This window comes from Streptococcus oralis subsp. tigurinus (assembly GCF_002093545.1).
Taxonomy (GTDB): Bacteria; Bacillota; Bacilli; order Lactobacillales; family Streptococcaceae; genus Streptococcus; species Streptococcus oralis_C.
Genome location: NZ_LNVF01000001.1, coordinates 303,412 through 317,380, shown reverse-complemented (window position 1 = coordinate 317,380; position 13,969 = coordinate 303,412). Strand labels below are relative to the sequence as shown.

Below are 13,969 nucleotides of genomic sequence, written 5' to 3'. Positions count from 1 at the left end.
GATATAATAGAAACATGAAATTAAAAACTACTTTGGGCCTCCTAGCTGGGCGTTCTTCTCACTTCATCTTGAGCCGTCTTGGCCGAGGAAGTACGCTCCCAGGAAAACTCGCCCTTCAATTCGATAAAGATATTTTACAAAACCTAGCTAAGAACTACGAGATTGTCGTGGTCACTGGAACCAACGGGAAAACCCTGACAACTGCCCTCACTGTCGGCATTTTAAAAGAGGTTTATGGTCGGGTTCTGACTAATCAAAGCGGTGCCAATATGATTACAGGGATTACGACAACCTTCTTGACGGCCAAATCCTCTAAAACTGGAAAAAATATTGCAGTCCTTGAAATTGACGAAGCCAGTCTTTCTCGTATCTGTGACTATATCCATCCTAGCCTTTTTGTCATCACTAATATCTTCCGTGACCAGATGGACCGCTATGGTGAGATTTACACGACTTATAAGATGATTTTGGATGCCATTCGTAAGGTGCCTACGGCTACTGTTCTCCTCAATGGTGACAGTCCACTTTTCTACAAGCCAGCTATTCCAAACCCAGTACAGTATTTTGGTTTTGACTTAGAAAAAGGGCCAGCCAAACTGGCTCACTACAATACCGAAGGTATTCTCTGCCCCGACTGTCAAGGCATCCTCAAATATGAACACAATACCTATGCCAACTTGGGGGCCTATATCTGTGAAAATTGTGGTTGCAAACGTCCTGACTTGGACTACCGTCTGACAGACTTGGTTGAGTTGACCAACAATCGCTCTCGCTTTGTCATCGACGGCCAAGAATACAGTATTCAAATCGGTGGACTTTACAACATCTACAATGCGCTAGCTGCGGTTGCCATTGCTCGATTCCTCGGTGCAGATTCACAACGGATCAAACAAGGATTTGACAAGAGTCGCGCTGTCTTTGGACGCCAAGAAACCTTCCAAATCGGTGATAAGGAATGCACCCTTGTCTTGATTAAAAATCCAGTCGGTGCAACTCAAGCTATCGAGATGATCAAACTAGCGCCTTATCCATTTAGCCTATCTGTCCTTCTCAATGCCAACTATGCTGACGGAATAGATACTAGCTGGATCTGGGATGCTGACTTTGAACAAATCACTGACATGGACATTCCTGAAATCAACGCTGGCGGTGTTCGTCATTCTGAAATCGCACGTCGCCTTCGGGTGACTGGCTATCCAGCTGAGAAAATCACTGAAACAAGCAATCTGGAGCAAGTTATCAAGACCATTGAGAACCAAGACTGCAAACATGCCTATATCCTGGCTACCTATACTGCTATGCTGGAATTCCGCGAACTGCTGGCTAGTCGTCAGATTGTTAGAAAGGAGATGAACTAATGGTTTATACTTCACTTTCCTCAAAAGCTGGCAACTACCCTTATCAGCTCAACATCGCCCACCTCTATGGAAACCTCATGAATACCTATGGAGACAATGGAAACATCCTTATGCTCAAGTATGTGGCTGAAAAGCTGGGGGCTCATGTAACGGTTGACATCGTTTCTCTCCATGATGTCTTTGACGAAAATCACTACGATATCGCCTTTTTCGGTGGCGGTCAAGACTTTGAACAAAGTATTATCGCAGGAGACCTACCTGCTAAAAAAGAGAGCATTGACAACTACATTCAAAACGACGGTGTAGTTCTGGCTATCTGCGGTGGTTTCCAACTATTGGGGCAATATTATGTTGAAGCCTCAGGCAAGCGCATCCAAGGTCTAGGGGTCATGGGTCACTACACCCTCAACCAGACCAATAACCGCTTTATCGGCGACATCAAGATTCACAATGACGAATTCGATGAGACCTACTATGGCTTTGAAAATCACCAGGGACGTACCTTCCTCTCAGATGACCAAAAACCACTGGGTCAGGTTGTCTATGGAAATGGAAACAACGAAGAAAAGGTCGGCGAAGGGGTTCATTATAAGAATGTCTTTGGTTCCTACTTCCACGGACCTATCCTCTCTCGTAATGCCAATCTTGCTTATCGCCTAGTCACTACTGCTCTCAAGAAAAAATACGGTCAGGACATCCAACTCCCTGCCTATGAGGATATTCTCAGTCAAGAAATCGCTGAAGAATACAGCGACGTGAAAAGCAAGGCTGACTTTTCTTAAACTAAGGAAAATTAGATAAAAGAACTCCACTATCTTGTCGGAGTTCTTTTTGCCTGTTCTTTTACCCTTCTCTCTTGCATTTTCTCTCTTTTTTTGCCAAAATAGAGAGGTAGAAAGAAGGTAGCATATGTCTAAATTACAACAAATCGTAACATATCTTGAATCAGAAAAACTAGACGTCGCTGTCGTATCTGACCCCGTCACTATTAATTACCTCACTGGTTTTTACAGTGATCCCCATGAACGCCAAATGTTCCTCTTTGTCCTAGCGGACCGGGAACCTCTCCTTTTTGTCCCAGCCCTCGAAGTGGAGCGTGCAAGCAGCACTGTTTCCTTCCCAGTAGTGGGCTATGTGGATTCTGAAAATCCATGGCAAAAAATCAAAAATGCCTTGCCACAGCACGACTTCAAACGTGTTGCTGTTGAGTTTGACAATCTCATCTTAACCAAATACCATGGTTTGAAAGCAGTCTTTGAAACTGCTGAGTTTGAAAACCTCACTCCTCGCATCCAACGCATGCGCCTCATCAAATCAGCTGATGAAGTGCAAAAAATGATGGTTGCAGGTCTCTATGCTGATAAAGCTGTAAAAGTTGGTTTTGACAATATCTCTCTTGATAAAACAGAGACAGATATCATCGCCCAAATCGACTTCGCCTTAAAACGTGAAGGCTATGAAATGAGTTTTGATACCATGGTCTTGACTGGTGACAATGCTGCAAATCCACACGGAATTCCTGGTGCAAACAAGGTCGAAAAAGACGCCCTTCTCCTCTTTGACCTCGGTGTTATGGTCAATGGCTACGCATCAGATATGACTCGTACAGTCGCTGTTGGCAAACCAGACCAATTCAAGAAAGATATTTACAACTTGACCCTTGAAGCCCAACAAGCTGCTCTTGACTTTATCAAACCTGGTGTGACTGCTCATGAAGTAGACCGCACTGCCCGTGAAGTCATCGAAAAAGCTGGTTACGGTGAGTACTTCAACCACCGTCTCGGTCACGGTATCGGTATGGATGTCCACGAATTCCCATCTATCATGGAAGGAAACGACATGGTCATCGAAGAAGGCATGTGCTTCTCTGTTGAACCAGGTATCTATATCCCTGGTAAAGTCGGCGTTCGTATCGAAGACTGCGGTGTTGTTACCAAGGATGGCTTTGACCTCTTTACAAGCACTAGCAAAGACTTGCTTTATTTTGATTAATATTCATCTAATACTCAATGAAAATCAAAGAGCAAACTAGGAAACTAGCCGCAGGCTGTACTTGAGTACGGCAAGGCGACGTTGACGCGGTTTGAATTTGATTTTCGAAGAGTATAAAATTTTCCCACAATAAAACGCATAGTATCAAGCTTTCAACACTTGATATTATGCGTTTTTCTGATTTTTAGAACTTTTCTCCAGCCGCTTTACTTAATTTTCTTAATACTTTGACTAAGCACAAACCCTACAACCATTCCCACGATATTTTGCAGGAAGTTTGGTAGAATTTCTGGTAGGGCTGCTGACCATCCATTCATCAAAGTTGAACCCAAGGCGTAGCCTCCTACCATCGCAATAGTAGCTAAGATAAGGCCTAGCCATTGCCATTTTCCTTTAAATCCTGCGAAAAATCCCTGCAAGCCATGGTTGATCAGGCTAAAGAACATCCACTGTGGATAGCCTGATAAGAGGTCAATCAAGAAACCTGCTAGTCCTCCAACGACAGCCCCCTCTTTACTGCCAAAGTAGAAGGCTGCAAAGAAGATACCCGCATCTAATAGAGTTAGAATACCTGTTGGTGTTGGAATCTTTAAGAAATAACCTAGAACCACAGAAAGGGCGGTTAATAGAGATACAAGGGCGATTTTATTTGTTTTTGTTTGCTTCATATTATCTTACTCCATATTGATCTGCTTGTGCAATAGCACGGTAAACGAAAGCTTTAGAACTTTCTACTGCTGGTAAAAGTTCATCCCCTTTAACCAAGTGACTGGCAATGCTTGAAGCAAAGGTACAACCTGCGCCAGCATTTTGGCCTTGAATGACTGGATTTTCTAGAACTGTAAAATTTTGCCCATCATAAAAGACATCTACAGCCTTGTCCTGACTAAGGCGATTGCCTCCCTTGATAATGACTGCTGGTGCTCCTAAATCATGCAATTTCTGTGCTGCAACTTTCATATCTTCCAAGGTTTTGATCTCTTGACCCGCTAATAATTCTGCTTCTGGGAGATTAGGCGTAATCACACTGACATGAGGGAAAAAGCGAATCAACTCTTGACAGAGTTGGCTGACCGCTACATCATGCGTTTCCTTGCAGACCAAGACGGGGTCCAATACCACAGGCACTCCCGTTCGTCGCTTGATAAAGTCAAGTGCCTTCTCCGCAACGCTAACAGTCGGCAAAAGACCAATCTTAATCCCTGCAAACTCGACATCACGCAAGCTATTCAACTCATGTTGAAAAATAACGTCGTCTGTTGGGAAGACCTCAAAACCCTTTTCGGTCAAGGCCGTCAGACAAGTTACAGCTACAAAGCCATGCAAGCCATTCAAGGTATAGGTAGCAAGATCGGCTGATAGACCACCTCCACTAAAAATATCATTCCCAGAAAGGGCTAAAATACGATTATTCTTCATATCGAATCTCCTTTAAATACAAGCCATTTGGTGCAGCCGTTGGACCTGCAAGCTGTCTGTCTTTTTTTTCCAAGATCAAGTCAATCTGCTCAACTGGCATTCGATTATTTCCGATTTTGAGCAGCGTCCCCACCATATTGCGAATCTGCTTATACAAGAAACCATTTCCTGAAAAGCTAAAGGTCAAAAATTGGCCTGTCTCATCGACTGTTAAACTCGCTTCTGTAATGGTCCGAATCTTGTTCTCTACACTGGTTCCAGATGCTGTAAAACCGGTGAAATCGTGGGTTCCCTCTAGCTTTTTGATTGCCATCTGCATCCGTTCCACATCGAGGGGATAGGGAAAGTGAGTAGCATAGTGACGACGCATAGGATTCTTAGGCCGCCCTCTATCCACGATAAACTCATAGGTCTTGCTATGCTTGGCGTAACGACAATGAAAGTCATCCGCCACAAGCTCCATTGAAATCACATCGATATCTTCAGGAGACTGGGTATCCAGAGCAAAACGGAGTTTTTCCTCATCCATCTGATAGGGCAAATCAAAATGAATGACCTGTCCCAGAGCATGAACCCCACTATCCGTTCTACCAGCACCGTGAACAATGATGGCTTGCCCCTTATTGAGTCTCGTTAAGGTTTTTTCGATTTCCTCTTGAACGCTCCGCGCATGAGGCTGGCGCTGAAAACCAGCAAAGGCATACCCGTCATAGGAAATGATTGCTTTATATCTTGTCATAACTTCTATTTTATCAGGAAATAAAAGTGTAAACAAGTTTAAAAACCGATAATTGTCTGGGTACAAAATTCCAAAAAAGAAAAGCTTAGGAAACCAATCCTAAGCTCTCTTTTGAAGTGCGTACATAACAAAGATAGAAGTGACAATCAACCAGCATCCTAGAATGGTGAAGACCAACATACCGTTTTGAGTAACAAAGCCAATCGCCCCAAGAATGAAAGGTGTTGTAAAGGCTCCAAAGCTGCATCCTAGCACTGCAAAAGATGTTGCCTGATTAAGGAGCTTGGCTGGGATTCTTTCAGAAAGAAGCTGAAAGACAGTGGTCAAGGCCACACTGTAAGAAAAACCTGCCACAACACTTCCAACTACCATCACACCCAATAACGGAGACAAGGCAATCACAATCTGCCCCAATCCAAAGGTGATACCTGACCAAAGGAGCAACCTTTCTTTAAACAGAGAGATAAAGAAAGAAAAACTCACACCTGCCAAGATACCAATCAACTGCATGATACTTAAAACCAAACTCGATAACTGGGCATCCCCTAGACCTCTTTCCACCATCAGACTAGGAATACGAATGGTGATAGCTGTGTTGGTACAGACAACAACTGCTGCTTCGACAGCCAATAGAAAAATTAAGCCTTTCATCTGTCCTGTCAAACGAGTTGTTTCAGCCTCTTTTTTCTTTGTTTCTTTCTTTTCTTTTCCATAAGGGACAAAGAGCAGATAAAGGATCAATACTAAAAATCCCGCACTGTAGGCCAAGAAGGTCACTGTCCATCCCAAGGATAAGAGTTGACCTACCACTAGAGTCAAAATCGACGCCCCGACAACTTCCGCTGATCCGCGGAGACCCAGCATCTGGATCCGTGTCTTTCCATGATAGCGTTCGCTGATGATGGAAATAGCCTTGGCATTGATCATCCCAACACCCAAGCCAAATAAAATCCGCATAGCAAAGACAAAATTATAATCCTGATACCAGAAGGGAGCTGTTCCACCGATAGAGAGGATGAGAAGTCCCAGACTAATCTGAAGACGCTCAGGAAGCAAACGCTCCAAAAACCCATTTAAAACCAGCATAATCATGATTCCAAAAGAAGGGAGACTGATCAGGAGCTCGATTTGTTCTTTGGGGTAGCCTTGATAGTAGTCAAACATGGCTGGCAGAGCACTTGAGATGGAAAAGGAGGTAATCAAAACGAGGGAGAGGGCCAAAATACTAGCCCGTTCTAAAAATTGTTTCATGAATTTTCTTTCTGTATATTTCTCACTGTTGATCCTTTTAAAAGGAAGATGGCAAGAAAAGAAGGAGCCCGATTGAACTAAAGACTCCGTCCTAACTTTCCTAATAGGAAGACTATTTTCGCTTGATTTGCTTGATCAGATAGAAGATAAAGCCTGCAACCATATACGCCGCAAAAATGATCAAACACCATTTGATAACCACGTCCCAACCCTTGTTCACATTTAAAAAGAAATAAGGGAAGGGATTGTCCTTGGAATTCGGAATATTGAGTTTTAAGACCAGGCCGTTAAACAAGGCAAAAATCATATAAACTAAGGGCAAGATGGTCCACAAGACTGGATCCCAGATCTTGTATTGACCCCGTTTATCAAAGAAGAGGGTGTCGGCTAAAAACCAGAGTGGAACGATATAGTGGCAAAGGAAATTTTCCACACGGTAAAAGTCTGTCGCGATCGGAGCAAGCATAAAATGGTAAATCACACAGGTAATCATGATACTCATGGTAACGCCACCCTTGAGACGAAGCAAGGTCGGACTTTGCCAATTTTCACCTGAACGGCTCATCACACGGAGCAGATAGCCCGTGAAAATCGTTACCAAAAGATTGGACAATACTGTGTAGTAAAGGAGCATACCAAAACCACCATGCTTGGTGATCTCTAAATAAACTCCTGTAAATGCCGCTAAGAACAAGAGCACACGACTATAAAAGATAAATTTGTAGTTCGTTTTCATAGCTAGATTTTCTTAACAAACTCTGACTTCAATTTCATAGCTCCAAAACCATCAATCTTACAGTCGATGTTGTGGTCACCTTCTACGATACGGATATTTTTAACACGAGTTCCTTGTTTCAAATCCTTTGGTGCACCTTTTACTTTCAAGTCCTTGATAAGGGTCACAGTATCGCCGTCAGCCAGTTTATTTCCATTGGCATCGATAGCAACTACACCTTCTTCTACTTCTGCAACTTCTGCAGGATTCCATTCATAGGCACACTCTGGGCAGACCAAGAGATTTCCATCTTCGTAGACATATTCTGAATTACATTTTGGGCAATTTGGTAAGTTGTTCATAGGTTCTCCTTATAACATTTCACTATTCTTTGAAAATCAAAATTTCTCGAACAGCAACTATTATACCGTAAAATCCTACATTTGACAATGAATCCTAAGTCCAGCAAATAAAAAATCATGCAACTTTTCACAGTTACATGACTTTTAAAAGATGATTGGTCATGGGTACAAATCTAGCACCACATGATAAAAGGGGTAGCAACTATATCTTACAAACCAGGAGCTTGTCCAAGTTCTGCTGCAAGCATCCAAACTGTTTTCTCAAGTTCAGCCTTAGCCCCAACAAAGATATCGTTTGTAACATCATCACCTTCTTCGTCAGTTACATCCAAAGCTTTTTGGAAAAGAGTGATGAGGTAGCGATAAATCGCTAGAACACGTTCCAAGCTATCTTCAACGTTACGGAATTCTCCTTCTTCTTCTTCGATTTCACTGTGTTGAAGGAACTCTGTCAAAGTTGAGTAAGGTTTTCCACCAAGGGTGATCAAACGTTCACTGATTTCGTCAAGATAGCCATCAAGACTGTCCATGTATTCATCCATTTTTGGATGCCAAACGAGGAAGCCACGACCACGCATATACCAGTGAACTTGGTGAAGGGCAATGTGAGCCACATACAAGTCCGCTACTGCTTGATTCAATACTTCCTTTGTTTTTGCCAATGCCACTGGCGCTACTTTAGATAATGTTGTAACGTCTTTTACTGCTTCTTTTACTGCTTCTTTTTTCAATTCAACCATATTTCTTACCTCTTTTCATTTTTTTGTAACCATCCTATTAATGGTTACAATATAAGTATACTACTACCATAAAACGATAGCAAGAAAAGTGTACTATCTGAGAAAAGTTGCAATAGACTGATAATTTAAGAAAATTTAGCTTAATTTTCTTAGCTGACTTGATCAGATTTGCTCGAAAATTGGCTTTGATACAGGTCATAATAAAAACCTTTTGCTTGGAGCAAGCTTTCATGATTTCCCTGCTCAATAATCTGTCCATCCTTAAGAACGAGAATCTTATCTGCTTCTTGAATGGTAGAGAGACGGTGGGCGATGACAAAGCTGGTTCTTCCCTTCATCAAGCGTTTCATAGCTTTTTGAATCAAGAGTTCCAAACGGGTGTCAACAGAGGAAGTCGCTTCATCCAGAATGAGAATTTTAGGATTGGCTAGGAGAGCACGCGCGATGGTCAAGAGTTGTTTTTGCCCGAGGGAAATATTGCTCGACTCTTGGTTCATCTCCATGTTGTAACCACCAGGAAGAGTTCGGATAAAGTGGTCTACATTTGCTGCTTTGGCAGCTTCTATTATTTCCTCGTCACTGGCGTCAAGATTTCCAAAACGTAGGTTTTCTTTGATCGTACCTTCATATAGCCAAGCATCCTGCAAGACCATCCCAAACTGCCGGCGATAGTCTTGACGTGACAACTGGCGAATATCCTGCCCGTCAACCAAGATTGCACCTGCTGTGACATCGTAAAAGCGCATAAGCAGATTGATCAAGGTCGTCTTACCAGCTCCAGTAGGACCAACAATCGCCACCATCTCTCCCGGTTGAACTTCTAGATTAAAGTCTCGAATCAATGGTTTGTTTTCAACATACTGGAAGTCAACATGTTGGAAGGTCACCTGACCTGTTAAGGGTTCAAGGATTTCGAGTTCTTCTCCCTTGACTTCCTCTGTCTCATCCAAGATATCGAAGATGCGGTCTAGCGAAGACTTGGCACTTTGCATTTGACCCGCAAGTTGTGTGATGTTTTGGATAGGCTGGCTGACCTGCCAAACGTACTGAACAAAGGCCTGCATATTCCCCACTGTCAAGCGACCCGCAATCACTTGCAAACCACCAAGAACTGCAACGATCAGATAGGTCAAGTCCGATACAGCATGAAGGGCTGGCATCATGAGCCCAGAGATAAAGCTGGCTTTAAAGCCAACACGTTGGAGGTCGTCTGTAATCTTAGAAAATTCTTTATGAGAAGTTTCCTCACGACCATAGAGCTTCAAGACATTAAAACCTGTGAGATTTTCCTGCACATAGCCATTCATCCGTCCTAAAATAGCTGCCTGTTCTTTAAAATAAGGCTGAGAACGTTTCAGGATACTTCTTGCACCGAAATAGGTCACTGGAATGGATAGAATCACCACTATAGCCAGTTGAAAGTTCAAGTATAAAACCATTCCCATGACGAGAACAATCGTCAAAACGGCATTTACAATTTGGAGAAAAGACTGTTGAAGAGCATTAGACACTGTCTCAACGTCACTGGTAAAGCGCCCCAACAAATCACCAAATTGGTGTTTGTCAAAGAAAGATACTGGGATACGATTGATTTTCTCGGTCATTTCATTTCGCAGATCCTGGGTCATAGACTGGACCGCATTGGTCATGAAATAGTTGGAATAATAAGAACCAAGTTCATACAAGAGACCTCTAAAAAGGTAAATGATTAAAACAGTTCCGATGTAGCCAGTATTGATGCTAGCACCTGAAAGGCCATTAGCCATATCTAAGAGATTCTTTGTCAACTCCGTAATGGCTAACCCCAAGACAAAAGGCTCCAAGACACTCATGACTACGCTTAAAACTTTTAGAAAAACCGCAAAAAAGACAGAAAAACGGTAGGCTTTCAAATAGCTCCTCAAACGAGCCAAACTAGATTGTGTTTTCATATTTCCTCCTATTCCTCTGTTAGAGATGCATTTTTCAACTGCGACTCAGCAATCTCACGATAGATGGCATTGGTCTCCATCAATTCTTCATGTCGACCACGACCCACGATTTCACCCTTATCCAGAACGATGATCTGGTCCGCATCCATGATGGTTCCGACACGTTGAGCAACAATTAAAACCGTTGCATTCTGTGTTACTTCCTTGAGACGACGGCGCAAAATGGCATCCGTACGATAATCCAAGGCTGAGAAAGAATCGTCAAAAATATAGATATCAGGATTCTTTATAACCGCTCTTGCAATTGAGAGACGTTGTTTCTGTCCTCCAGAAAGGTTGCTCCCACCTTCAGCTAGATGGGTCGCAAAGCCTTCTTCTCGGCTTTCGATAAAATCTTTGGCTTGCGCCACATCCGCTGCCTGATGTAGGTCTTTGTGACTAGCATCTTCCTTCCCATAGCGGATATTTTCAGCGATAGTTCCTGTAAAGAGCAAGGCCTTCTGCGGGATAAAACCAATCTTTTGACGAAGAGACTTGAGGCGATAATCCCTCACATCGACACCATCAACCTTGATTTTCCCAAGCGTGACATCGTAAAAACGAGGAATCAATTGTACAAGAGAGGACTTGCCCGACCCGGTTGATCCGATAAAGGCAATGGTTTCACCTGGTTTAGCGCTGAAAGAAATGTTATGCAAAACAGGATTTTCCGTCTCGCCAGGATAGGCAAAGGTGACATTTTCAAATTCCAAATATCCGTGGGTTGCTGTCTCTCTGACTCCTCCTTCATTGGGATCAATAGAAATCGGCATATCCATGACTTCTTTCAAACGTTCACTCGAAACGGCTGTACGAGGATACATGGTGAAGAGATTGGATAGGAAAAGGAAGGACAAGAGGGCGTGGAAACTATATTCGATAAAGGCTACTAGGTCCCCAATTTGCAAGCTTCCTTGTTTGATAGGGTCCAGAGCAAACCAGACAATGGCTACAATCATGGCAATGATAATTTGAACAAACAAGGGTTCTGTCAAGCCAGTTAGTTTAAACAGACGATTGGAATTAGCTGCATAGACTGCATTTTGTCCTGCAAAACGTTCCTCTTGAAACTCCTCACGGGCAAAGGCACGAATGACACGGAGTCCCATCAGATTTTCCCTGGCATATTGGTTTATCTTATCTAAGGTAGCCTGCTGTTTCTCTGATAATGGTCGAGTCTTGACCGCTACATAAATGACCACCACGGCTAAGAAAGGTACTGCAAAGGCCACTATCCAGGCTAATGACGGACTGGTCAGGAAGATCATTAAGATACTAGACAGCATCATCATGGGGGTGATGACACCCAGTTTTAAGGTCTGTTCTGCAAACTGCATGAGAACAAAGGCATCACTGGTAATGCGAGTAACCAGTGAAGACACTCCAATCTTTTCATATTCGTGATGAGAATACTCTTGTAATTTGGCATAGAGATCATCCCTCATATCCTTGACCATATTGGTCGTCAGCTTACTAGCAGCGTAGGCTAAGACTATACGCCCCAAGGTTCCACATAGGATAATCACCAGCATAATTGCAGCCCAAACATACAATTGCTGTTCATTCCCTTTATTCACACCTTCATCAATCATCCGAGCCAGAACAGTTGGCAGCCCAAGATTGACAATAACAAAGAAAACCGCTCCAAAGAAATCCAAGAATAACCACTTGGGATATTTTTTCAAATAAGACCAAATATAGAGCATAACTCCCCCCTTTCATAACCTTTTGATATAGAAAAGAGCGCGCATCTGCACGCCTTTCTTTCCCTAAGGAACTTTCCTAGTCTAGAAAAATCCCTCTTTCACAAGAATGCTCCAAGTAAAAATAAGACAGGCAGTCAAAGTCACTCAGTACTTTTAACTGTCTGTCTAGAATGAGCTAGATTATTTTACAAAATCAAGCAATGCCAAGAAGCTTTCAGCTTCAAGTGACGCACCACCAACAAGGGCACCGTCAACGTCTGGGCAAGCCATGTATGAAGCAACGTTTTCAGGTTTAACAGAACCACCGTATTGAACACGAACTTTGTCCGCAACTTCTTGACCGAAGTCGGCAGCTACAACGTCACGAACAACTTTACACATTTTTTGTGCATCGTCTTGTGAAGCTGATTTACCAGTACCGATAGCCCAGATTGGCTCGTAAGCGATAACTGTTGAAGCAACTTGTTCAGCTGTCAAGCCAGCCAATGCAGCAGATACTTGAGCACCTACGAATTCAGCCGCTTTACCAGCTTCGTAAGTTTCAAGTGACTCACCACAACAGATGATTGGAAGCATACCGTTTGCAAAGATTGCTTTTGCTTTTTTGTTGATATCTTCGTCAGTTTCATGGAAGTAGTCACGACGTTCTGAGTGACCGATCACAACGTAGTCTGTACCGATTTCTTTCAAAACTTGTGGGCTAGTTTCACCAGTGAACGCACCTGCATTTTCAAAGTAGCAGTTTTGAGCAGCAACTTTAAGGTTTGAACCTTTAGCAGCAGCAAGAACAGCTGTCAAATCAACTGCAGGAGCTGCGATACCTGCTTCAACAAGGTCTGATGAAGGAAGTTTTGATGCAACGGCTTCAACGAATGCTTTTGCTTCTTCTGGATTTTTGTTCATTTTCCAGTTACCAGCGATAAATGGTTTACGTGACATTTCACATACCTCTTTTTTCATTTTATTCACTATTATTCTATCATATTTATAAGGAGCTTGCAAACCTTACTCTAATTTTCAAGATTTTTCAAGCAACTAATCTTGCCACAAATTCATAGCATCGAGGAAATCAGCTGAAGCCTGAACTTGTTTGGGATTGTTCGCTTCTCGCTCTGCTCGTTTGGCCTCCACCTGAGCCACAGACTGGATACCTTCATGGCGCCAGTTACGAAGGATTGCCTGAATGTACTTCCAGTTTGGTTTGCCATTAAAAACCGCCTCTCGGAGAGCTTCCTTGATCAAATCCGCCTTGATTCCATCTTCTTTGACAGTCTTGGAAAGATCTTCGATTTCAAATGGTGTTAACAAGCGCCCCAATTCCTGCTGAAAGGTTTCAACCAGATCCTTCAATTGATTTTTGGAGTTTGGGGCAGTTGTAGCTGGAGCTTGGGTATCTAGCAAGCTATCCAAGCGTTCAAAAGCCAGACTAGCATCAAAAATCAGCTCAATTTCCCCATTTAGTTCAATGGTCCGATATTGTAGCAAACCATTTTCAGTCAAATTCGAAATGGATTGGTTGACATCTGCCACTTCTTTCCCAATGATTTCAGCTATTTGGCTAGGCGAAACATCTCCTAAGGCTGTGGTATTTTGTAAATAGAAAAATTGCCAGACGAGAAAATCTTCGCTGGAAGGAAAGAGTTCCTTAAAATGCAAGAGCAGGGCACTTGGTAAAACCAAGTTCCCTGATTTAAAAGCGTCAAAATATGTCATAATT

Annotated in this window: 14 protein-coding genes; 3 read left to right on the top strand and 11 right to left on the bottom strand. The window is 42.8% G+C overall.

From position 1 onward, the window contains the following. The first annotated feature begins 14 nt into the window (after positions 1-14). The 3 genes from murT (at position 15) to ATE34_RS01530 (ending at position 3,350) form a co-directional block, all read left to right on the top strand. Positions 15-1,358: a lipid II isoglutaminyl synthase subunit MurT gene (murT, locus tag ATE34_RS01540; protein WP_084910802.1), complete on the top strand. Its 1,344-nt coding sequence runs from the start codon at positions 15-17 to the stop codon at positions 1,356-1,358. After that, positions 1,358-2,140 carry a lipid II isoglutaminyl synthase subunit GatD gene (gene gatD, locus ATE34_RS01535; protein WP_061597887.1) on the top strand — a complete coding sequence of 261 codons (783 nt, stop codon included), beginning with the start codon at positions 1,358-1,360 and terminating at the stop codon, positions 2,138-2,140. The genes murT and gatD overlap by 1 nt, the downstream gene beginning before the upstream one ends. A gap of 127 nt (positions 2,141-2,267) precedes the next feature. Continuing rightward, entirely contained in the window at positions 2,268-3,350 is a 1,083-nt protein-coding gene (locus tag ATE34_RS01530) for a M24 family metallopeptidase (protein WP_084910800.1), read from the top strand. Between the two features lie 206 nt (positions 3,351-3,556). Here ATE34_RS01530 and ATE34_RS01520 read toward each other — a convergent pair whose 3' ends face one another. From ATE34_RS01520 to ATE34_RS01470, 11 genes are all read right to left on the bottom strand, one after another. Continuing rightward, complete coding sequence (locus ATE34_RS01520; RefSeq protein WP_084910798.1) at positions 3,557-4,018, bottom strand: ECF transporter S component; 462 nt, start codon at positions 4,016-4,018, stop codon at positions 3,557-3,559. Position 4,019: 1 nt separating this feature from the next. Then, on the bottom strand, positions 4,020-4,769 hold the full coding sequence (locus tag ATE34_RS01515; RefSeq protein WP_061597890.1) for a bifunctional hydroxymethylpyrimidine kinase/phosphomethylpyrimidine kinase: 750 nt from the start codon (positions 4,767-4,769) through the stop codon (positions 4,020-4,022). After that, positions 4,759-5,508, bottom strand: a complete 750-nt coding sequence (gene truA, locus ATE34_RS01510) for a tRNA pseudouridine(38-40) synthase TruA (RefSeq protein ID WP_084910796.1) — start codon at positions 5,506-5,508, stop codon at positions 4,759-4,761. Before truA ends, ATE34_RS01515 begins: the two co-directional genes overlap by 11 nt. Positions 5,509-5,607: 99 nt before the next feature. After that, positions 5,608-6,759: an MFS transporter gene (locus ATE34_RS01505; protein WP_084910794.1), complete on the bottom strand. Its 1,152-nt coding sequence runs from the start codon at positions 6,757-6,759 to the stop codon at positions 5,608-5,610. A gap of 112 nt (positions 6,760-6,871) precedes the next feature. After that, on the bottom strand, positions 6,872-7,495 hold the full coding sequence (locus ATE34_RS01500; protein ID WP_084910792.1) for a Pr6Pr family membrane protein: 624 nt from the start codon (positions 7,493-7,495) through the stop codon (positions 6,872-6,874). A 2-nt stretch (positions 7,496-7,497) separates the two neighbouring features. Continuing rightward, positions 7,498-7,836 (bottom strand): zinc ribbon domain-containing protein YjdM, encoded by a 339-nt coding sequence (locus ATE34_RS01495; RefSeq protein WP_001061598.1) that lies wholly within the window; start codon positions 7,834-7,836, stop codon positions 7,498-7,500. A 209-nt stretch (positions 7,837-8,045) separates the two neighbouring features. Next, positions 8,046-8,576 (bottom strand): Dps family protein, encoded by a 531-nt coding sequence (locus ATE34_RS01490; RefSeq protein ID WP_084910791.1) that lies wholly within the window; start codon positions 8,574-8,576, stop codon positions 8,046-8,048. Positions 8,577-8,725: 149 nt separating this feature from the next. Next, positions 8,726-10,507, bottom strand: a complete 1,782-nt coding sequence (locus ATE34_RS01485; protein ID WP_084910789.1) for an ABC transporter ATP-binding protein — start codon at positions 10,505-10,507, stop codon at positions 8,726-8,728. 8 nt (positions 10,508-10,515) lie between these two features. Further along, positions 10,516-12,252, bottom strand: coding sequence for an ABC transporter ATP-binding protein (locus tag ATE34_RS01480; RefSeq protein ID WP_084910787.1), 1,737 nt, complete (start codon positions 12,250-12,252; stop codon positions 10,516-10,518). Positions 12,253-12,432: 180 nt separating this feature from the next. Further along, on the bottom strand, positions 12,433-13,191 hold the full coding sequence (gene tpiA / locus ATE34_RS01475; protein WP_000087900.1) for a triose-phosphate isomerase: 759 nt from the start codon (positions 13,189-13,191) through the stop codon (positions 12,433-12,435). 96 nt (positions 13,192-13,287) lie between these two features. Further along, positions 13,288-13,965: a DnaD domain-containing protein gene (locus ATE34_RS01470; RefSeq protein WP_084910785.1), complete on the bottom strand. Its 678-nt coding sequence runs from the start codon at positions 13,963-13,965 to the stop codon at positions 13,288-13,290. Positions 13,966-13,969: the final 4 nt, after the last annotated feature.